The organism is Nocardia ninae NBRC 108245 (genome assembly GCF_007990755.1).
Taxonomy (GTDB): domain Bacteria; phylum Actinomycetota; class Actinomycetes; order Mycobacteriales; family Mycobacteriaceae; genus Nocardia; species Nocardia ninae.
On sequence record NZ_BJXA01000067.1, the window covers coordinates 20705 to 42212 of the forward strand.

Below are 21508 nucleotides of genomic sequence, written 5' to 3' on the forward strand. Positions count from 1 at the left end.
GAAGGGACGACGCCGGCCGCTGGGTGTTCGTGGCGCTAGTCGGGATCGGCGAGCGTCACCTGGATGCCGCCGACCAGATCACAGCACTGGTTGTAGATGAACGTGCCGACGGTGCCGAGCGCGGTGAACAGCACCACGTTGATCAGCCCGATGACGCCCGCGTAGCCGAAGACCGTGCCCGCGTCGATGAGCCCGACCGATCCGCTGTCCTGGGACACCATGTCGGTGAAGGTGTTGTTCAACCGTTCCCAGACACCCATGCCCTCGAGCACGATGTACAGCAGGCCGACCGCGAGCATCCACACGAAGAACATGGCCACGCTGATCACCAGCGAGATCTTCAGGGTCGACCAGGGGTCGATCCGGCGGATCTGCACGGTGGCCCGCAGCGGCTCGCCGGTGGCGACGGCCGCGGCGACCGCGACCGGCACCGCGGGCGAGATGGGCGGCTGCTGGCCGGTGTGGTGTTCGGCCGACGGCGGCAGCGGGTGCCTGATCTCGGACAGGTCGGGCATGTCCTTGATCAGCTCGGGGCGCGCAATGCTGCGGGTCGGTCCGTCGATGCCGACGGACTTCACCATCGCCGCTTCCTTGCGGGCCGCTTTGGCGGCGAGGTCGGCGGTGGTGCGCGCGTTGGTCACGCCACCGCCCAGGCCGCCGCCGCCCGAACCGCCTTGGCCCCCTGAGCCGCTCGGCCGTCCGGTGACCGGCGCCTGGCCGGGCCGGTACAGGTTGGACTGTGGTTCCCGCTGCGGCAGCTGCGCCCAGCCGTCCTGGAACGGCGATTGGCCACCGCCGTTGCCACCGGACTGATCCCCCGACTCGGGCGCACCGGGCTCTGAGTTGTTCATGCGGACAGTCTGATCGAACGGATCTTGGCCGCCGTGACCGGGAGCCTGCTCCGGCCCCGATTGCTTGCCCGCGAAATCGCCTTGCTGGTCTTGCATTTCGCGTTGCTGCCCGCCCTGCTGGCCGCCGGATCGGTCGCCACCTTGCTGTCCACCGCCCTGCGAGCCACCGTGCTGCTGCTGGCTGCCGTGTTGCTGCCCGCCCTGCTGGCCAGCGGCGGACTGCCCACCACCCGGTTGGCCGCCGTTCGGCTGGCCGCCTGCTGGCTGCCCGCCACCCGGTTGGCCGTTCTCGGCCGACGAGTTCGGCCGGGGGATCGGCCGCGGCGGAATCGGTGACGGTGCGATCCGCTCGGTCACACCGTTCGTCGGGTGCCGCTCGTCATTCGGCTGATTCGGAGTGGTCAATGGGAATCCTTAGATCCGTTCGTTGCCGCCGCTGTTGGGTTACTACTCAGAGGAACCGGTGTCGCTGTTTTCGCCGGCGAGCAGATCGGGATCGGGCTCATCGGCATTGCGCGCGATAGCAAGCAACGTATCGCCCTCACCGAGGTTCATCAATCGCACGCCCTTGGTCTGTCGTCCAGCCTTGCGAACCTGCTTGGCCACCGTCCGGATGACACCACCACCGGACGTGATCGCATACAACTCATCCTCGTCCTCGACGATGAGTGCACCGACCAGGGTGCCACGCTTGGGGTCGTACTGAATGGTCAATACGCCTTTACCACCCCGGCCCTGCGCCGTGTACTCCTCGATCGCAGTCCGCTTAGCGTAACCGCCGGCGGTGGCCACCAGCAGATATGTATCCGGCCGCACAACGTTCAACGACAAGAGTTCATCGGAGGCGTTGAACCGCATGCCCTGCACACCGGAGGTGGCGCGGCCCATCGGACGCAGCGCCTCGTCGGTGGCGGAGAAGCGGATCGACTGGCCGAGGGCCGAGACCAGCAGCAGGTCGTCGTCGGACGAGCACAGCACGGCGCCGACCAGTTCGTCTTCGTCGCGCAGGTTCACCGCGACGATGCCGCCGGTGCGGTTGGAGTCGAAATCGGTCAGCTTCGACTTCTTCACCAGGCCGTTCTTGGTGGCGAGCACCAGGTACGGCGAGTCCTCGTAGGACTTGAGCTGGATGATCTGGGCGATCTTCTCGTCCGGCTGGAAGGCGAGCAGGTTCGCCACGTGCTGGCCGCGCGCGGTGCGGCTGGCCTCGGGCAGCTCGTAGGCCTTGGCGCGGTACACCCGGCCCTTGTTCGTGAAGAACAGCAGCCAGTCGTGGGTCGAGGAGATGAAGAAGTGCTTGACCAGGTCGTCCTGCTTGAGCCCGGCACCCTGCACGCCCTTGCCGCCGCGCTTCTGGCTGCGGTAGAGGTCGGTCTTGGTGCGCTTGGCGTAGCCGGTCTCGGTGATCGTGACGACCACGTCCTCGCGGGCGATCAGGTCTTCGTCGGCCACGTCACCGTCGGCGGCGATGATCCTGGTGCGCCGGTCGTCGCCGTACTTCTCGACGATCTCGGCCAGCTCGTCCCGCACGATGGCGCGCTGGCGCTCCGGCTTGGCGAGGATGTCCTTCAAATCGGCGATCTCGAGTTCGATCTTGGCCAACTCGTCGACGATCTTCTGCCGCTCCAACGCCGAGAGGCGACGCAGCTGCATGTCGAGGATCGCGGTGGCCTGGATCTCGTCGATATCCAGCATCTGCATCAGGCCGGTGCGCGCGGTGTCGGTGTTGGCCGAACGCCGGATCAACGCGATGACCTCATCGAGCGCGTCGAGCGCCTTGACCAGGCCGCGCAGGATGTGGGCCCGCTCCTCGGCCTTGCGCAGCAAGTACTTGGTGCGCCGGACGATGACGTCCAACTGGTGCTTGACGTAGTACCGGATCATCTGGTCCAGCCGCAGCGTGCGCGGCACACCGTCGACGATGGACAGCATGTTGCAACCGAAGCTGGTCTGCAGCTGGGTGTGCTTGTACAGGTTGTTCAGCACGACCTTGGCGACGGCGTCCCGCTTGACAGTGACGACGATCCGCATGCCCGCGCGGTCCGAGGACTCGTCGTGGATGTCGGAGATGCCCGCGATCTTGCCGTCGCGTACCTGCTCGGCGATCGAGTTGATGAAGTTGTCGGTGTTGACCTGGTACGGCAGCTCGGTAATGACCAGGGTGGTACGACCCTTGTTGTCTTCCTCGATCTCGACCACACCGCGCATCCGGACCGAGCCGCGGCCGGTGGTGTAGGCATCGTGGATGCCCTGGCCACCGACGATGAGACCGTAGGTCGGGAAGTCCGGGCCCTTGACCCGCTCCATACAGGCGGCCAGGGTGGACTCTTCGTCGGCGTCGAAATTGTCCAGCGCCCAGTAGATCGCCTCGGCCAGCTCACGCAGGTTGTGCGGCGGAATGTTGGTCGCCATGCCGACCGCGATGCCGTTGCTGCCGTTCATCAGCAGCGCGGGCACCCGGCTCGGCAGCACGGTCGGCTCCTGCGAGCGGCCGTCATAGTTGGGGATGAAATCGACCGTCTCGTGGTCGATCTCGCGCAGCATCTCCATCGCGAGCGGGGTCAGCCTGCACTCGGTGTATCGCATGGCGGCCGCGCCGTCGTTGCCGCGGGAACCGAAGTTGCCCTGGCCGTCGACCAGCGGGTAGCGCAGCGACCACGGCTGCGCCATGCGCACGAGGGTGTCGTAGATCGAGCTGTCACCGTGCGGGTGGTAATTACCCATGGTCTCGGCGACCGGGCGCGCGGACTTCACGTAGCCGCGGTCGGGCCGATACCCGTTGTCGTACATGGCATACAGCACACGCCGGTGCACCGGCTTGAGGCCGTCGCGCACCTCGGGCAGCGCGCGGCCGACGATCACGCTCATCGCGTAATCGATGTAGCTGTTCTGCATTTCCTGCTGGATGTCGACCGGATCGATCCGGTCGCCGCCGGTGCCTCCGTACGGAGGCAGCGTCGTGTCGGTCATGAAGTCTCCTTAGCGGGCCTGGTGCGGTTGCGGTGACGGGGCACGCGCACCGGCTTATACGTCGAGGAAGCGAACGTCCTTGGCATTACGGGTGATGAAGCTGCGGCGGGCCTCTACGTCCTCACCCATCAGCACGCTGAACAGCTCGTCGGCCGCGGCGGCGTCGTCCAGGGTGACCAGCTTGAGCACGCGCACCGACGGATCCATAGTGGTCTCCCAGAGTTCCTTGGCGTTCATCTCGCCGAGACCCTTGTAGCGCTGGACGCCGTCTTCCTTGTTGATCTTCTTGCCCGCCGCGAGGCCGGCTTCGAGCAGACCGTCGCGTTCGCGGTCGGAGTAGGCGAACTCCGGATCGCTGCGCTGCCACTTGAGCTTGTACAGCGGCGGCTGCGCCAGATACACATGCCCCTGCTCGACCAGCGGACGCATGAACCGGAACAGCAACGTCAACAGCAGCGTCGCGATGTGCTGGCCGTCGACGTCGGCGTCGGCCATCAGCACGATCTTGTGATAACGCAGCTTGGCGATATCGAACTCGTCATGGATACCGGTGCCGAACGCGGTGATGATCGACTGGACTTCGTTGTTCTTCAACACCCGATCGATACGGGCCTTCTCGACGTTGATGATCTTTCCGCGCAGCGGCAGGATCGCCTGATACATCGAGTCACGCCCGGACTTGGCCGAACCACCGGCGGAGTCACCCTCGACGATGTAAATCTCGGACCTACTCGGATCCTTGGACCGGCAATCAGCCAACTTGCCCGGCAAACCACCCAGGTCGGTGGCGCTCTTGCGGCGCACCAACTCCCGGGCCTTGCGGGCGGCGACCCGCGCCTGCGCCGAGGAGACCGCCTTGTTCACGATGGTCTTCGCGTCGGCCGGGTTGGCTTCGAACCAGTGCGAGAGGTGCTCGTTGCACGCCTTCTGCACGAACGACTTGACCTCGGTGTTGCCGAGCTTGGTCTTGGTCTGGCCTTCGAACTGCGGCTCGGAGACCTTCACGCTCACGATGGCGGCCAGGCCCTCGCGGATGTCGTCACCGGTGAGGTTGCCGTCTTTCTCCTTGAGCAGCTTCTTGTCTTTCGCGTACTTGTTGACCACCGTGGTCAACGCCGCACGGAAGCCCTCCTCGTGCGTGCCGCCCTCGTGGGTGTTGATGGTGTTGGCGAAGGTGTGCACCGACTCGGAGTAGCCCGAGTTCCACTGCATGGCGACCTCGAGCTCGTGGCCGGTGCCCTTGCCGGTGAACCCGACGACCGAGTTGTGGATCGGCTGCTTGGTCCGGTTGATGTGGCGGACGAAGTCCTCCAGGCCACCCGGGTAGTGGTAGGTGCGCTTCTTCACCTTGTGCTCGACCGGCGCGGCGGCGTCTTCGGCCTCCGCGTGCTTCGGCGCGTCGGCCGTCTCGCTGACCACCTCGTCGGTGACCTCGGCGTCGGTGACGCGCTCGTCGGTGAGGGTGATGGTCAATCCCTTGTTGAGGAACGCCATCTCCTGCAGCCTGCGGGCCACGGTCTCGAAGTTGTAGGTGGTCGTCTCGAAGATGTTCGGATCGGCCCAGAAGCGGATCGTGGTGCCGGTCTGCTTGGACGGATCGCCCTGGAGCAGCTTGCCGGGGACCGAATCCTTGTACGTCTGGGTCCAGTGGTACCCGTCGCGGTGGATCTCCGCTTCCAGCTGAGAGGACAGCGCGTTCACCACGGAGATACCGACACCGTGCAGACCACCGGACACCGCGTAGGAGTCGGAGTCGAACTTGCCGCCCGCGTGCAGCTGCGTCATGACCACCTCGATGGTCGGGACACCCTGCGCGTGCATGGCCACCGGAATGCCTCGGCCGTCGTCGACCACCTCGACGCCGCCGTCGGCGAGCAGCGTGACATCGACCCGGGTGGCGTACCCGGCCATCGCCTCGTCGACGGAGTTGTCGACGACCTCCCAGATCAGGTGGTGCAGGCCACGCTCACCGGTGGAACCGATGTACATGCCGGGACGCTTGCGGACCGCCTCGAGTCCCTCGAGGACCGTGATGGACGAGGCGCCGTAATCCGCCTTGCCCGAGGAAGCGTTGGTCGAGCCCGATGCGTTGGAGTCGTTGGCAGCCACTGGTCGGTAGCTCTCCTTACTTGCTGATCCTCCTGGCGGGGCACTGCACAGCACGCGTTGGTCCCTGGCCATGACTGCTCGAGAAATACAGGGCCACGCGGGCTGTGCGGAACGCGCCGAAGGTGATCGCCGCTAGTTACGTCACCATCCTACTGGTACACCCAACCTACAGCGCACCTACGACACCCCTGACAGCTCCGTGAATGCGAGAAATCGGATTGCGGCGAGTCTGTTCCGCCCTCCGGGGCTTTCACTCGCCTCTGGGAGGATTCGGGCGGTGCGTGTTGCGGGGCCACCGGCGCCGCACATGACGACGGGGCGGAATGCCCGTATTTCAGGGCTCGCGGGCGTAGCCGAGGGGTTACTCACGAGGCTCGTCGAGTGCTGTGCGGTGCCGGCTCCCGACCGCGGAACAGGCTGCGAGCAGGGCGGGAGATCAACTATTCGGGGTGGGACCCGGCTGCGTGGAGTCCGAGGGTGGTCGGATGCGGGGCGCCGGGCTGCTGTCGGCACAATCCAGCTACTTACCGCTCGGGGCGAAATCCGTTGGCGCATCGAGCGATACCGAGACGCGGTTTCACGTGGAACGCCGGGTCTATCCGTAGGTATCGCGGGGTCCGCGGCCTCTGACGTGACGTTCCCCCTTGCGCCAGCTGGGCGCGGCGGGGCCGGTGATCTTGAGCGACGTCACGACACCCGGGCCGACCGCGGCGTTGATCTTCGCCAGGATCTGACTCTGCAGCATGCGCAATTGGGTTGCCCACGCGGTGGATTCGGCGGCGATGCTCAGCACGTTGTCCTTCAAGGTCAACGGCGTGGCGTGTGAGGCGATGTCCTCGCCGACGACGCCGGCCCAGCGGCCGAACACCATCCCCTCGGCGACCTTGGTGGACCAGCCGCGATTCTTGGCCAGCGAGCCGGTCAGCTTGCCGAACAGCTGGGGATCGCGGGCATCCGGTCCGGCCCCCGACCAGCCGCTGCGCCTGCGCGCCCCGGTCCGCAGCTTCCGCTGTGGTGAGGATCGCCCTTGCCCGACCGACTTGCCGCTCGCCTTCGCCGCCGCGCGGGCCTCTTCCAGCGCCCGCCTGGCCAGATCGATACCGCGCAACTCCGGCTCTTTACCTGCCGGTTGGGCGCCCTGTTGATCGGTCACCAGGCTCCTCTCGAATCGCGCGGCCAGAGGGTCACTCTACGACAAGGCACCGACAAAACGGCCGCTCCGGGCACGGCACCGGAGGCACTAGTTATCAACAGGACCTGTTGATAACCATGCTTTTCTGTGCATACGTCATAGTGCGAACGCGATCGTCACGGTGACGGTGTGGCGGGCTCGGCGATCCTGGAGGTTCGGCCGTCCGGTCCACCGCTGGTTTCCACGCGCAGGGGCACGGCGGCGAGTTCGGCAGGCACGTCCTCGGGCACCGCCGCGGTGATCAGGACCTGTTCCGCGCCCGCCGCCACGGCCGCGAGCGCGGTGCGGCGGCGGCGGTCGAGTTCGGCGAAGACGTCATCGAGCAGCAGCACGGGTTCGGAGCCGGTGGCGCGCAGCAGCTCGAACGCACCGAGGCGCAGTGCGAGGGCGAACGACCAGGATTCGCCGTGGCTCGCGAAACCCTTGGCCGGTGCGTCACCGAGGTTCAGGTCGAGCTCGTCGCGGTGCGGCCCGACCAGGCACACACCACGTTCCAGCTCTTTCGGCCGGGCGGCGGCGAGCTCGCGCAGCATGATCGCCTCCAGTGCCTCGGTGTCGTCCGGCTGGGGTTCCCTTGCGGGGTCCAGGAATTCGGGCGGCAGCGTCGCGCTGCGGTAAGCGATTGCGGCAGGCCGGGATTCGGGGGCGATGGCGGCGTAGGACTGCGCGAGGTACGGGTACAGATCGTGCACCAGGCGCAGCCGGTAGGTCAGCAGCACCGAGGCGTGCGTGGCCAGGTGGCCGTCCCACACGTCGAGGGTGCCCAGCTCGGTCTTCGATCTGGCTTGCCGCCCAGCGGATTTCAGCAGCGCCGAGCGCTGCCGCAGCACTCGGTCGTAGTCGCTGCGGACGGCGGCGAGCCTGGGCAGGCGGGCTGTGCACAACTCGTCCATGAACCGGCGGCGCTCCCCCGGATCGCCGCGCACCAACGCGAGATCCTCCGGAGCGAACAGCACCGTCTGCAGGATGCCGAGGATCTCTCGTGGTCTGCGGGCCGGCGAGCGATTGATCTGTGCGCGGTTGGCGGCGCCCTGGTTCAGCTCGATGTCGATGCGCAGTTCGCGGCCGCTGTTGACCACGGACGCGCCGATTCGGGCCTTGTCGGCACCCAGCCTGATCAGCGGTGCGTCGGCCGCGACCCGATGCGAGCCGAGGGTGGCCAGGTAGCCGATCGCCTCGAGCAGGTTGGTCTTGCCGTTGCCGTTCGAGCCGAGGAAAACCGTTCGGCCTGGGGATAATTCGAGTTCGGCGTGTTCCCAGGAGCGGAAGTCACGCAGTGACAGTGTTCGGATGAACATCCGTTATCCGGCCCCTACCTGCATGAATTCGGTCCCACGATGTTGTGCACAACCCCTTGGTGTTGGCGCCGACGTTGCCGACGCCCACCCACAGAGTGTGGAAGACCTGTGCATGAACGGCGTCCACCTCGACCGCCGTGTTGCCGAATCCCACAGCGGCGCTACTGATTTCGCAGCGGCCGAGGCAGCAAACGAGCTCGGATCGCGGTCGTGCACAGGGGTTCAGCCCGGCAGCCGGACCGGCATCAACAGGTAGGTGTAGGGACTGTCCAGTGCGGCGAACGCACCCGACTCGAGTACCTTCGGCTCCTCGTCGACCGCGGGCAGCAGCACCGCGGGTCGGCTCGGCGTGGTGAACCCGAAGGTGACCCGCTCGGCATGCAGCGCGGACAGGCCGTCGATCAGGTAGCCCGGGTTGAACGCGATAGTCAGCGATTCGCCGCGGAAGTCGGCTTCGAGCCATTCCTCGGCGCGACCGGCGTCGTCCCCACCCGCGGACAGTTGCAGTCCCTCGGTGGAGAACTCCAGACGCACCTGGGCACCACGCTCGGCGACCAGGGCGACGCGCTTGATGGCCTCGGTCAGCACCGACACCTGCAGGGTGGCGATGGAGGTGTGTTCCTTCGGCAGCAGCTGACGGAACTTCGGGAACTCGGCATCGAGCAGCCGGGTGGTGGTCCGGCGGCCCGCGTTCACGATGCCGAGCAGGCCGTCCGAGCCGGCACCGGTGCCGAGCGAAAGCTGCACGGGGGCATCGGAGGTGCCCAGTGTCTTGCCTGCCTCCGACAGCGTCCTGGCCGGGATGAGCACTGCGGTCTCGATATTCGCGTCGGCGGGCGACCATTCGATGTGCCGGACCGCGAGGCGGAATCGGTCGGTGGCCGCGAGCACCACCTTCGAGCCCTCGATCTCGACGCGGATACCGGTGAGCATCGGCAGCGTGTCGTCCCGGCCCGCCGCGACGGCGACCTGGCCGACCGCGTTGGCGAACACCTCGACGCTCAGTTCGCCGGACTGCTGCGGTACCTCGGGAAGCTGGGGATAGTCCTCGACCGGCATGGTCGGCAGGGAGAACTTCGCACTGCCACAACTGATCAGCACGCGGGTGCCGTCGACGGAGACGTCGACCGGCTTGTTCGACAGTGCCTTGGTGATGTCGGCGAGCAGCCTGCCGGAGACGAGCACCTCGCCGGGACCGGCGACCTCGGCGGCGACGCGCATCTGCGCGGAGACCTCGTAGTCGAAGCCGGAGACCGTCAGCCCGCTGTCGTCGGCCACGAGCAGCACACCGCCGAGCACGGGCACAGGAGGCCGGGACGGGAGGCTACGTGCCACCCAGGCAACGGATTCCGCGAAGTCCTCTCGGGCGACCCGAAACTTCATGCTTGCAAGCTCCATCGCCCGATCTGTCCTCTCCCAGTTCCGTGAGCTGTTATGCGGTGGCCGGACATTCGTCCTCCAAGCCTGTCGGCTCGTTCAACGTTGGTTGTTCGCGAAGGGTGCTGGATCGGCCGCCATCAAAAGTGTGGCACAGGCGACCGACAACAAACCGTACCCGCGACTGGAGCTATGGCCTAGTCCGACCCGCTAGATGGCGGGTGGCGAGTCGCGAGCCGAGCAAGGAGAGCCGGAGGTCCCGAGTCGTGTCAGCAGCGAGGCGGGTTGTCAGCGATCCGGTGAGTTGCCTCGGGCCGACGAGACCATCCGCTGAGTCAGGGATCGAGTCCCGTGCGATCGATGGGTGTGTGGGATTGACGCATCCAGGATCCACTCCGGCTCTTCTCCTTGCCTTGGGACAGGAGTCCCTCGAGACGTGACCCTCTTCGACCGACTTTCCACACACCTGTTTTCAAGAGAGTTCTTCTAGGAGAAGAACTGAAGTAGTAGTAGGCACTGTGGAATCTGTGCACTGACGCCGTATCCGCTGGTCAACGGGCGTGGTGCCGTGGGGATGAGCAGAGAGTGTCTCGAGGATGAACGAGGGGCGTCTGTGGAGTTCCGAAGTTGTCCCACATTCATCCTCGAGCGCTCCTCGAGTTGTTCCACCGAATTCACCCGGTTGTTCACACGTGTGTACCGATACGTGGACAACTCGAGGAATCCTCGAGGACTCCACATGGACTCCTCGAGGATTCCCCAACCCGGTGACCGAACGCCGCGCTGGTCACCGCCTGTGCGCAAGTCGGGCTGGGGATGCTGGGGATGAAGCCCTGTTAGCGGAGACCGCGCAGTCCATCCCCACACCTGTTAGCCAATCGGTGCACAAACCGGTGGATTCCTCGAGGACTCCACAAGGATTCCTCGAGGAATCCACAGGGCAAAAAAAGCACCGCCCCAGGTCAGGGCGGTGCTCGGTTGTTAGTAAAGCTCAGCGCGAGCGCTGTTTGATTCGGGCTGTTAGTTCTTGGACCTGGTCGTACACCCGACGCCGCTCGGTCATCTCCTTGCGGATTTTCTTCTCCGCGTACATCACCGTGGTGTGGTCGCGGCCGAACGCCTGACCGATCTTCGGCAGGGACAGATCGGTCAGCTCGCGGCACAGGTACATGGCGATCTGGCGGGCCTGCGCGAGTGGCCGCGCCTTGCCCGGCCCGGTCAGCTCCTCGAGCGTGGTGTTGAAGTACTCGGCGGTGACCGCCATGATCGTCGCCGCGTTGATCTCCAGCGCCGCCGTATCGGGCATCAGGTCGCGCAGCACGACCTCGGCCAGCGGCAGATCCAGCGGTTGCCCGTTCAGCGAGGCGAACGCGGTCACCCGGATCAGCGCGCCCTCCAGCTCGCGGATATTGCGCTCGACCCTGGTGGCGATCAGTTCCATCACGTCGTGCGGCACGTCCAGGCGGTCCATCCGAGCCTTCTTGCGCAGGATGGCGATCCGGGTCTCCAGCTCGGGCGGCTGCACGTCGGTGATCAGACCCCACTCGAACCGGGTCCGCAGCCGTTCTTCCAGCGTGGCCAGCTGCTTGGGCGGGCGGTCCGAGGAGACGACGATCTGCTTGTTGGCGTTGTGCAGGGTGTTGAAGGTGTGGAAGAACTCTTCCTGGATACCTTCCTTGCCCTCGATGAACTGGATGTCGTCGACCAGCAGGATGTCGGTCTCGCGGTAGCGGCGCTTGAACGCCACCTTCCGGTCGTCCCGCAGGCTGTTGATGAAGTCGTTGGTGAACTCTTCGGTCGAGACGTACTTCACCCGCATGCCGGGAAACAGCCGCTGAGCGTAGTGGCCGGCCGCGTGTAGTAGGTGCGTCTTGCCCAAACCCGAAGCGCCCCAGACGAACAGCGGGTTGTAGGCGCGTGCGGGCGCCTCCGCGATGGCGACCGCGGCGGCGTGCGCGAAGCGGTTGGACGCGCCGATGACGAACGTCTCGAAGGTGTACTTCGCATTCAGGCTGGCCGAGGAACTCGACGGGGCCGAGCTCTCCTGCGACTTGGTGAAGTAGGTCGGCCAGGAGTTACGGGCGTTGACCACGGGCTCGTCGTCGCGGTCGGACCGCGGGTTCTCCGACTCACGGACCGACTCGTGCGCGGCCGCCAGGCCGGGATCGTCGGACTGCGCCTCGCGCACCGGCGCCCGGACCGGACCGCGCACGGCGGCGGGGCCTGGGTCGGGTGTGAACAACGACTCCTGGCCGGGCGGGATCGATTCGCGGCGCGGGGGCAGGCCCTGCTCGCGGCGCTGCGCCGGGGTGGGTTCGTGGCGCGGCGCGGACTGCAGGTCGGCTTGGGGGGCGTATTCGTCGCGGACCGGGTATTCGTCGTGGCCGTAGTCCTGCCGGTCGTACTCGCCCGCGGACGCGTACTCCGGCGCGTACTCGGCGTCGGTGTAGTCGGATCCGCTGTTGTAGCTGGGGGTTTGTGCGTACTCGTTGGTCTGGGCGTAGCGCGGCTGCTGGTAATCGTCGCGGCCTTGGTATTCGCCGCCTGGGTAACCGGCTTGGCCGCGGTTGTTGTCGCCACGTCCGTTGTCGCGAGGTCCACTGTCGCGGGGCCCGTTGTCCCGATGACCGTTGTCCCTGGGACCGTTGTCGCGATGACCGGTATCGCGGGGACCGTTGTCGCGGTGCCCGTTGTCCCTGGAACGTTCGGGCGTGCTCGTCATCCTGGCGTGCCGGGGGTTGTTGCCTGGCCGCTCGGTGCTCTGGGCGGCCGGCGCGGCGATGCGCACGCCGAGCCCTTCCACCTGGGGGCCGAGGCGCCGGGCCAGTGACCGCAGGATCGGCTCGCGCAGATCGCGTTCGATGGCCTCTTGAGCCAGCGAGGAAGGCACCGAGAGCAGGGCGAACCCCTGCGCCACCGTCAGCGGCTTGACCAGTTTCAACCAGGCCTGCTGCGCTCGGGTCACCGGCGGAATGGCACCGTCGGATGAGCCGGTGGTCAGCTCGGCAACTACCTCGGGCCACACCGTGGCCAACACGTCCTGCTCGTCGTCCATGCAGTTTCCTCCCCGGAAGTAGGTCGATAGGAGCAGACGGTCGGGGCACGCGGGGAGGTGGTGGTGACGACCATGCTCGATCGGTACCGTGATCCCGCATACGTCCGTAACCGGTCCGGACGCTGCCCGGATCCCCATTCCGGGCCGCGGCGTGGCACCGTCGGCCCTACGAATATGCCACTCCAGGGGTCTTTCCACACAATTATCCACAGATGTGGAGAACCCTGGGGAGTTGTGAAATGCGGCTGCTCGGCCCGCGGATAACGCTCTGACCTGCGATTGTGCAGCAACCCTTCGGCAAAGCAGGTTGCCGATGCGGTCGGGCGTGGCTAGGGGTGTGGACGAACTCACGGTAATACTCACAGGGCCGGACAGTGATATGCACAGCCTTGGAGTGTGGGCGCCGCGGTTCCTGCTGGTCGGGCGATCGGGGCAGCCCGGGTGGGGCGAGTTTGACCCGCTCCTAGGCGATCAGTACCCTCGTACAGTCACCCTTTGGTGCGGTGGCGGTCTTGTGCTGACCGCGTGTGGGTCGTGATCGACCGACTGTGCGCCAAGACCGACGCGCCGATGATGACCAGACCTGCGATTCATCGCGAATACCTGTTTCACCGAAAAAGCTTCGGGCATCAACTGATGCCCACTGACTCGAGGAGTGTTGACCGTGGCCAAGGGCAAGCGGACGTTCCAGCCGAACAACCGTCGTCGGGCGCGCGTCCACGGCTTCCGTCTCCGGATGCGTACCCGTGCGGGTCGCGCCATCGTTTCGGCGCGCCGCCGCAAGGGCCGCGCCGAACTCACTGCCTGATCCTCGCTCGCGGACGCTCGGGTGTTGCCTGAGTCGTATCGGTTGCATCATCGTGCCGACTTCTCCCGGACGGTGCGCCGCGGCCAGCGAGTCGGGAGGCGCGATGTAGTCGTGCACGTGCTCACGCACGGGTATGACGGAGTCGTGGACGTAGATGGACGACATGGTGATCCAGCCGGTGCGCTGGTCCGCGTAGGCGGGCCGCGCTTCGGGCTGATCGTCAGCAAGGCGGTGGGCAACGCGGTGATTAGACACCGTGTGGCCCGCCGCCTGCGTCATATGTGCGGCCAGATGATTCCCGAGCTGCCCGCCGACACCGATATCGTGATCCGTGCGCTGCCCGGTGCGGCCGACGCCTCCGCCGAGGAGCTGCTGCGCCAGCTGCGTGGCGCGGTGCGCAAGCTCGGTGTCGGCTCAGCAGGAGCCGGTTCGGCATGAGCCTGCCCGCGAAGATCGGCCGGTTACCGGCGAACGCACTGATCTTTCTGATCGAGTTGTATCGGACCTACGTCTCCCCCACCCGCATGCCGGTGTGCCGATTCACCCCGACCTGCAGCGAGTACGCGGTCACCGCATTGCGGACGCGCGGCCTGTTCGTCGGCCTCGGATTGGCAGCCGTGCGACTGGCCAAATGTGCGCCCTGGCACCCTGGTGGGTGGGACCCCGTTCCGGAGCGGAAGCGAAGCACCGTTCGCACCGCACCAGGGACCGTGGCAGCCACCGAGCCGGCGCCGCAGGAAACCAGCCTGCAGGCCGATCCGGTGTCGGAGCCGAACGCTTGGAAAGGATCACCGCGCGCGGTGATCGGCGATACGAACGACGGGAGTGCATAGAGCCGTGCTCGACTTCATTTATTATCCGGTGTCCTGGATTTTGTGGTTCTGGCACCGGGTTTTTGCCGCAGTGCCCGGCCTCGGTAAAGACAGTGGCCTTGCCTGGGCGCTGGCCGTCGTGTTCCTGGTGTTCACCCTCCGAGTGCTGCTCTATAAGCCGTTCGTGAAGCAGGTGCGCACCACCAAGCAGATGCAGGAGCTGCAGCCCCAGATCAAGGAGCTGCAGAAGAAGTACAAGAACGACCGCCAGAAGATGGCGGTCGAGATGCAGAAGCTGCAGAAGGATCACGGCTTCAACCCGCTGATGGGTTGCCTGCCGATCCTGGCGCAGGTGCCGGTGTTCCTCGGCCTGTTCCACGTGCTGCGCTCGTTCAACCGCACCGGCCACGGCTTCGGCCAGCTGGGGCTGTCGATTACCGAGAACGCGAACACGCCGAACTACGTCTTCAACGCGGCCGACGTCCAGTCCTTCCTGAGCGCCCGCATCTTCGGCGCGCCGATCTCGGCCTTCATCACCATCCCCAACTCCGAGCTGCAGGCCTTCGCCATCGACGGCGGCGTCCCGAGCAAGGTGGCCATCGCTGCCGTGGCGATCCCGCTGATGATCATCGCCGGTCTGGCCACCCACTTCAACGCGCGCGCCTCGGTCGCCCGGCAGACGCCGGAAGCGGCGGCCAACCCGCAGGCCGCGATGATGAACAAGCTTGCGCTGTGGGTCTTCCCGCTCGGCGTGATGGTCGGTGGTCCGTTCCTGCCGATCGCCATCCTCCTGTACTGGGTCTCCAACAACATCTGGACCTACGGCCAGCAGCACCTCGTCTTCGGCAAGATGGAGAAGGAAGAAGAGGCCAAGAAGCAGGCCAAGATCGAGCAGCGGGCGCAGAACGCGCCGAAGCCAGGCGCCAAGCCGGTCAACACCCGGAAGAAGACGGCTACCGATGCCGTCGAGGACGCCACAGACGCTGTGGACGCGGTCGACGCTTCCCCCTCCACCAACGGGACCGGCAAGACCACCGGCAAGGCCGCGGGGCAGCGCAGGCCGGGTGGCCAGAAGCGGCCGGGCAACCGGGGCCGAGCGAACCAAAAACGCCGACGCTGATCGCATTTCGGTGGCCGGCGGGCCACCACGCTGAGCAACCCCTTGATCGCGCACCGTCCGGCGGCGAGCGCACGGCGAGCGTGATGAGCAGATGAAGGAAATCAAATGACAGTTGAGACCGACGGAGGGGACGCCACAGTGGCGACGACGATGGTGAACGCGGAAACGGACGCCGACGATGTCGTGAACGATGCCGAGGAAGCCCTGATCGAAGAGGGCGAAATCGCGGGCGACTACCTGGAGCAGTTGCTCGACGTGCTCGACTTCGACGGCGACATCGACCTCGACGTGGAGGGCGACCGCGCCATCGTGAGCATCGACGGTGGCCGGGATCTGTCAAAGCTGGTGGGCCGCAACGGCGAAACGCTGGACGCGCTACAGGAGTTGACCCGGCTGGCGGTGCAGCAGGCCACCGGTGTGCGCAGCAGGCTGATGCTGGACGTGGCCGGTTGGCGCGCCAAGCGCCGCGAAGACCTGAGTGCGCTCGGCACCGCCGCCGCGCAGCGGGTGCTGGAGTCGGGTGCGCCGGAGTCGCTGGCGCCGATGACTCCGTTCGAGCGCAAGATCGTGCACGACGCGGTGGCGGTGATCGATGGCGTCAACAGCGAGAGCGAAGGCGTCGAGCCGAACCGGCATGTGGTGGTCGTTCCCGCCTGAGCGTCGGACACGTTAGGGCACGGCGCATTTCGTCACCCTGACGGGTAGTGGTTGGATAGGGCCTCTGGTCTTCGGATCGGGGGCCTTGTTCGTGTCCTGCAGCTGATTGTCCGTATGTCGCCGCTGATCGATTCGAGTTCGGAAGGATGTTTCACGTGGAACGAGATCTCGGTGGAGCCACCGCGTTGCCTGCCGAGCTGGAACCCCCAGCCTCGGCCGCCGCGGTGTTCGGCGACCGACTCGATCTCGCGCGCCAGTACTGCGCGGCCCTCGCGACCGCAGGCGTCGAGCGCGGACTCATCGGCCCCCGCGAGGTACCCCGCCTCTGGGATCGCCACATTCTCAACTGTGCGGTGATCGGCGAACTGATCGCCGAAGGTTCCTCCGTGGTCGACATCGGCAGCGGCGCCGGCCTCCCCGGCATCCCGTTGGCCATCGCTCGTCCAGACCTCCGCATCACTCTGGTCGAACCGCTGCTGCGCCGCACCATCTTCCTGAGTGAGTTCATCGAGGCGGCCGGCCTCGACGTCACCGTGGTGCGTGGCCGAGCCGAGCAGTCCGGCGTGATGAAAGAAGCAGGCGGCGCCGACGTCGTCACCTCCCGTGCCGTCGCCCCCCTCGGCAAGCTCGCCCAGTGGTCCCTACCCCTGCTCCGCGACCACGGCCGGATGCTCGCCCTCAAAGGTGTCAGCGCCGCCGAGGAACTCGAGCGCGACGGTGAGGCGCTTGCCCGTGCCGGTGCCGGCAACGCGATGGTCGTCGAATGCGGCGCCGGTCTCGTCGCCACGCCCACCCTCATCATCAGCGCCGAACGCCTCCCCCGGGCCGAGCGTGCGCATCGACCACGGAGCGAGAAGGCGACCGCGCGCCGAGAGGCGAGGGCAGCGAAGCGCGCTGACAAGCCTGCGGCAGGTCGGATCCGGAAGGCGAAGTAGGAGTAGTCGGGCGTTGCGATTCGTGTGTGCGGGTCGCCTGACTCGACCGGTTTCACGTGAAGCATGGGGAGTTGCTGTTCCCCGCAACGGGATTGCTGCCGCGTTTAGTTGTCGCAGTCCTGTCGGCGTATGACCGAGTCGGTATCTACGACGCGTGCCGGGTGAGCCCGTGCGTTTCGCTAGTCCGCAGCCGCGTCGGATCCGCGAGTGCATGCCCCGCCCCTCCCCTGAGCGGAGCTGACTTAGTCGCCAGTCAGAGGAGCGGCGGCGGCAAGACGGCCATCGTGGTGATTCTCCTCGCCTCCGCTCGATGAGTAGCGGGGCAGCTGTCGTCCTTTCGGGCACGCAAGTTCGCGGTGCGAGACTGCACGAATCCGTGGGGCCGGACCCGCCACTACGAGGAGTCGGTAGCGCGTCCCGTTCGATCTGAACGGGCAGCCCGCAGTTGAGTTCACTCGGTCAATCCACTGACGAACCGCGCACCGCCCCATCCCGCCGCTCGCGGACTCCCGTCCGCAATAGGGAGGTCGATCGTGGGCGGACCTATGTCTGCGGACCGGCGCACCTACCGGCAACACATCGGTCACCCGCTGGAGCGCATCGGCAGCTTCGTCCTCCACCGCATCCTTGAACACAGTCGGGTCATCCATTGGGGTCAGACATGCGGCGGGACCGCTAGACCCGATGAGTGCGGCAGACAGCATCACTGGCACTCGCAGAGCGGTACCCGCAAAGCTCCTCGAGATAGCGACAGCCCGCACGGATCCTCTACGGTCTAAGTCCTCCGAACCAGTGGACAGAAGCGCCGGCTGGTGCCCGGACCTGGTGTGCCAGCGCGAGAGTGAATCGGCTGCGCGGATCTGCCGGACTGCCTCTCTGGGAGTTGGCTTGGGTGCGTGAACGTTGTACTGCGTCGGCTACGGCTCGTCGGTTTACTGGATCGGAGGTGAGCGTTTTTCTCTCGTGTGCGGTTGGTGCCCGTGCGTTCATAGGTCTGCAGGTGCGTGGGCGACCCGTGCCTGAGGAGGATCGGGGTCCGCACGAGTGAGCTGTCTCGGGTCGGCGGGTTGCGGTGTGACGGTTGGCCTGAGGGGCCGCTGGGTGAGGCGTCCAGAGATCTGCGGATGAACTCGACGACGGGTCTGCCGGTGTCGCCGTTGGTCGACGACCGACGGGTGTGTGAAAGAGCAGACAGGTGTGTCCGCTGCACCTCCGTCGCGCCAATGTCGGCACGCGGTTTCACGTGAAACGGATTGCACGTCAGGGGTGAGTCGACTGCGGGGACCAACTCGGAGGTGTTCTCCCCCGCGCTCGTCGTCTGGCGCGCGGCTGATTCGCTCGCTTGCAGTAACCGCCGGTCCGTCCGATCGGTGGAAGGTTCGGTGGTGGTGGTCGGGAAGCGGTGCACCGATCCGGGTAAGCCCTCTCCTTGTTTCACATGAAACAAGGACCCAGGTTCCGGGTTTCGATGGGCGGTGGAGTCCTGGGCGCCTCGAGGGCGCGGAGTCACGTGACGGATCGCTGGGTGGGATGTTGTGCTGCTTCGGCGTGCCGCCGAAGATTGTCTGCGGACCCCCCCTCAGTCCATTTGGGGACTGGCCCCGTCCCGGCAGTCGGCGCGAACGTCGACAGCAAATCCGTCGATGTTTCACGGGAAACGAAACTGCCTTTGGTCCTCTGTCCGGCAAAGGCGCCTCACGGTTCGAGGGGTGGTTTCACATGAAACGACGAGCTGATCCTGAGTCGCTTCCACAACCAAGATCGGCCACGGGACAAGTTGTCCGGTGGGTGCGGAAGTCGCTCGTCGTGCCGGACTTCCACCGCGACGGGACCGGCAACCCCCTTGGCGGATCCCGGGTTTCATGTGAAACATCGGGGATCGGTGGCCGAATCGGGTGAGATTGGCGTGTCCTGGATACATTGCCGCGATTCAGCTTTCCTATCCCGCTCGCGGCTGGCAAGCTAGTGGGCGTCGGGCGTGAGCGTAGGTGCCACGGAGGAATTGGTGTCGCGACGAGAGCTCCGCTCGGTCGATCGGGCGCCGCGAACCCGGTTGAGCATCATGTTCGAACCGACACCAGCTGTTTGATGACACGGCGCCGACGCTCGTCGGAAGCGTGATCTGAAGTTCTCGGGTTAGGAGCTGTCTATGTCGAGCGGTCCGGCGAATGTTTCACGGGAAACTACGTCGCGCGTGCCGGGAATGCTGGACTCCAGCAATTTCGACACGGAGACATTCGGAAGCACACCGTTTGGGAACATCTCCCCTAGCGAGACCCCGATCGCGGCCGAAGCACAACGCGCCAGCCAGATTCTCCATCCAGGAAAGGTGACAGTGCAGAAACCGCACGAGCAACGCATCATCACCATCGCCAATCAGAAGGGCGGCGTCGGTAAGACGACCACCGCGGTGAATCTCGCGGCCGCCCTGGCGCATCAGGGGATGACCGTCCTCGTGATCGATCTGGACCCGCAGGGCAACGCCAGCACCGCCCTCGGCATCGAGCACCATTCGGGTGTGCCGTCCAGCTACGAACTTCTGATCGGCGAGGTGTCGGTCAGGGACGCGATCCAGCAGAGCCCGCACAACGAGCGGTTGCTGTGCATCCCGGCGACCATCGATCTGGCCGGCGCGGAGATCGAACTGGTGTCGATGGTGGCCAGGGAGGGCCGGCTCAAGGCCGCCATTCAGGAGGCCAACATCGCGGGCTACGACATCGACTACGTGATGATCGACTGCCCGCCGTCGCTCGGCCTGCTGACCGTCAACGCGATGGTCGCCGCCAAGGAGGTGCTGATCCCGATCCAGTGCGAGTACTACGCGCTGGAGGGTGTCGGGCAGTTGCTCCGCAATATCGGCCTGGTGCAGGCGCACCTGAATCCCGACTTACACGTGTCGACCGTGATCCTCACGATGTACGACGGCCGGACGAAGCTGGCCGACCAGGTCGCCGAGGAGGTGCGCGGGCACTTCGGTGACGTGGTGCTGCGGTCGGTGATTCCGCGCAGCGTGAAGGTGTCCGAGGCACCGGGCTACGGAATGACGGTGCTCGATTATGATCCAGGCTCCCGAGGCGCGATGAGCTACCTCGATGCCGGACGCGAAATGGCGGCCAGGGCAACGGCGATGGCGCATGCCGCGGCCGAAGCCGCGGAGTGAGCTGGCTGGATGAGAGCCGGGTCGGCAAGACCCGGTTTGGTGGCGGAACGAGGAAGGGGTCAGTGGACCGATGAGTCAGGCGAAGAAGGGTGGGCTAGGGCGCGGTCTTGCCGCGTTGATCCCGACGGGACCGGCGGCGGCGCCGGGGCTCAGCAGTCAAGCGGCCAGCGTCATCGGTCTGGACCCGATCGGGCCGCAGCCCGCTTCGGCCTATCTGCATCGGGTCCCGGACCCGGCGGAGGACGACCTCTCCCCCGGCGGCGCGACCTATCGCGAGATTCCGCCGGAACAGATCGAGCCCAATCCGAAGCAGCCGCGTCAAGTGTTCGAGGCGGAGGCGCTGGACGAGCTGGTGCACTCGATCAAGGAATTCGGCCTGATGCAGCCGATCGTGGTGCGTCGGGTCGAACCGGGTGTCGACAAGTATCAGCTCGTCATGGGCGAACGGCGGTGGCGCGCTTCGCAGGTTGCGGGGCTCGCCGCGATCCCGGCGATCGTCCGGGATACCGCCGACGAGTCGATGCTGCGCGATGCCTTGCTGGAGAACATCCACCGGGTGCAACTCAACCCGCTGGAAGAGGCGGCGGCCTATCAGCAGCTGCTCGAAGAGTTCGGCGTCACCCACGAGGTGCTCGCCGATCGCATCGGCCGTTCCCGCTCAGCCGTGACCAACATGATCCGCCTGTTGAAGCTGCCGATCTCGGTGCAGCGGCGGGTGGCGGCGGGCGTGCTGTCGGCCGGACACGCGCGTGCCCTACTCGGGCTGACCGCGGGAGCGGACGCGCAAGAGGAACTAGCCAAGCGCGTTGTCGCCGAGGGGCTCTCCGTGCGGAGCACCGAGGAGGCGGTCATTCTCGCGAACCAGGAGACGACGCCCGCTCCGGATCCGGCGGCCCCGCCGACCCCGCAGCGCAAGCCGATTCACATGCCGGGTTTGCAGGATGTCGCCGACCGCTTGTCGGGATCGTTCGACACCCGGGTCATCGTGAGCATGGGCAAGCGAAAAGGCCGGATCGTCGTCGAGTTCGGCTCGGTCGACGACCTCGAGCGGATCGTCAGCTTAATGGAACAGAGCAAGCGCGATTTGTGACAGAAGTGACCGAAATAGACTTGTGAAGGCGACAGGTAAGAGCCCCGGGCCGAAACGTCACTGTGACGCAGCAG

Annotated in this window: 16 protein-coding genes; 9 read left to right on the plus strand and 7 right to left on the minus strand. The window is 66.1% G+C overall.

Translation table 11 applies throughout. The annotated features are described in order from the left end of the window. Window positions 1-35: 35 nt before the first annotated feature. Entirely contained in the window at window positions 36-851 is an 816-nt protein-coding gene (locus NN4_RS33830; protein ID WP_371865789.1) for a DUF3566 domain-containing protein, read from the minus strand. 33 nt (window positions 852-884) lie between these two features. Here NN4_RS33830 and NN4_RS47020 point away from each other — a divergent pair, with 33 nt between their 5' ends. Continuing rightward, window positions 885-1187, plus strand: coding sequence for a hypothetical protein (locus NN4_RS47020; protein ID WP_186818763.1), 303 nt, complete (start codon window positions 885-887; stop codon window positions 1185-1187). A 111-nt stretch (window positions 1188-1298) separates the two neighbouring features. Here the strand turns inward: NN4_RS47020 and gyrA are convergent, their stop codons facing one another. From gyrA to dnaA, 6 genes are all read right to left on the minus strand, one after another. Continuing rightward, window positions 1299-3821, minus strand: coding sequence for a DNA gyrase subunit A (gene gyrA / locus NN4_RS33835; protein WP_147139853.1), 2523 nt, complete (start codon window positions 3819-3821; stop codon window positions 1299-1301). Between the two features lie 54 nt (window positions 3822-3875). Then, window positions 3876-5930 (minus strand): DNA topoisomerase (ATP-hydrolyzing) subunit B, encoded by a 2055-nt coding sequence (gyrB, locus tag NN4_RS33840; RefSeq protein ID WP_147139855.1) that lies wholly within the window; start codon window positions 5928-5930, stop codon window positions 3876-3878. Window positions 5931-6525: 595 nt separating this feature from the next. Then, window positions 6526-7086, minus strand: coding sequence for a DUF721 family protein (locus NN4_RS33845; RefSeq protein ID WP_147139858.1), 561 nt, complete (start codon window positions 7084-7086; stop codon window positions 6526-6528). 152 nt (window positions 7087-7238) lie between these two features. Further along, window positions 7239-8420, minus strand: a complete 1182-nt coding sequence (recF, locus tag NN4_RS33850) for a DNA replication/repair protein RecF (RefSeq protein WP_135234164.1) — start codon at window positions 8418-8420, stop codon at window positions 7239-7241. 222 nt (window positions 8421-8642) lie between these two features. Then, entirely contained in the window at window positions 8643-9818 is a 1176-nt protein-coding gene (gene dnaN, locus NN4_RS33855; protein WP_147139861.1) for a DNA polymerase III subunit beta, read from the minus strand. 970 nt (window positions 9819-10788) lie between these two features. Continuing rightward, window positions 10789-12852, minus strand: coding sequence for a chromosomal replication initiator protein DnaA (dnaA, locus tag NN4_RS33860; RefSeq protein WP_147139863.1), 2064 nt, complete (start codon window positions 12850-12852; stop codon window positions 10789-10791). A gap of 664 nt (window positions 12853-13516) precedes the next feature. Between dnaA and rpmH the strand changes: the two genes are divergently transcribed. From rpmH to NN4_RS33900, 8 genes are all read left to right on the plus strand, one after another. Next, on the plus strand, window positions 13517-13660 hold the full coding sequence (rpmH, locus tag NN4_RS33865; protein ID WP_005516618.1) for a 50S ribosomal protein L34: 144 nt from the start codon (window positions 13517-13519) through the stop codon (window positions 13658-13660). Window positions 13661-13681: 21 nt separating this feature from the next. Beyond that, a complete protein-coding gene (gene rnpA / locus NN4_RS33870) occupies window positions 13682-14098 on the plus strand; it encodes a ribonuclease P protein component (protein WP_147139865.1) in 417 nt (138 codons plus the stop codon). Then, complete coding sequence (yidD, locus tag NN4_RS33875) at window positions 14095-14493, plus strand: membrane protein insertion efficiency factor YidD (protein ID WP_135234161.1); 399 nt, start codon at window positions 14095-14097, stop codon at window positions 14491-14493. The genes rnpA and yidD overlap by 4 nt, the downstream gene beginning before the upstream one ends. 4 nt (window positions 14494-14497) lie before the next feature. After that, a complete protein-coding gene (gene yidC / locus NN4_RS33880) occupies window positions 14498-15592 on the plus strand; it encodes a membrane protein insertase YidC (protein WP_147139867.1) in 1095 nt (364 codons plus the stop codon). Between the two features lie 150 nt (window positions 15593-15742). Beyond that, window positions 15743-16249, plus strand: a complete 507-nt coding sequence (locus NN4_RS33885; RefSeq protein ID WP_370465417.1) for a Jag family protein — start codon at window positions 15743-15745, stop codon at window positions 16247-16249. 146 nt (window positions 16250-16395) lie between these two features. Continuing rightward, window positions 16396-17184: a 16S rRNA (guanine(527)-N(7))-methyltransferase RsmG gene (rsmG, locus tag NN4_RS33890; RefSeq protein WP_147139869.1), complete on the plus strand. Its 789-nt coding sequence runs from the start codon at window positions 16396-16398 to the stop codon at window positions 17182-17184. 2203 nt (window positions 17185-19387) lie between these two features. After that, entirely contained in the window at window positions 19388-20344 is a 957-nt protein-coding gene (locus tag NN4_RS33895; protein WP_228540497.1) for a ParA family protein, read from the plus strand. Between the two features lie 70 nt (window positions 20345-20414). Then, window positions 20415-21434 (plus strand): ParB/RepB/Spo0J family partition protein, encoded by a 1020-nt coding sequence (locus tag NN4_RS33900; protein ID WP_107653492.1) that lies wholly within the window; start codon window positions 20415-20417, stop codon window positions 21432-21434. Window positions 21435-21508: the final 74 nt, after the last annotated feature.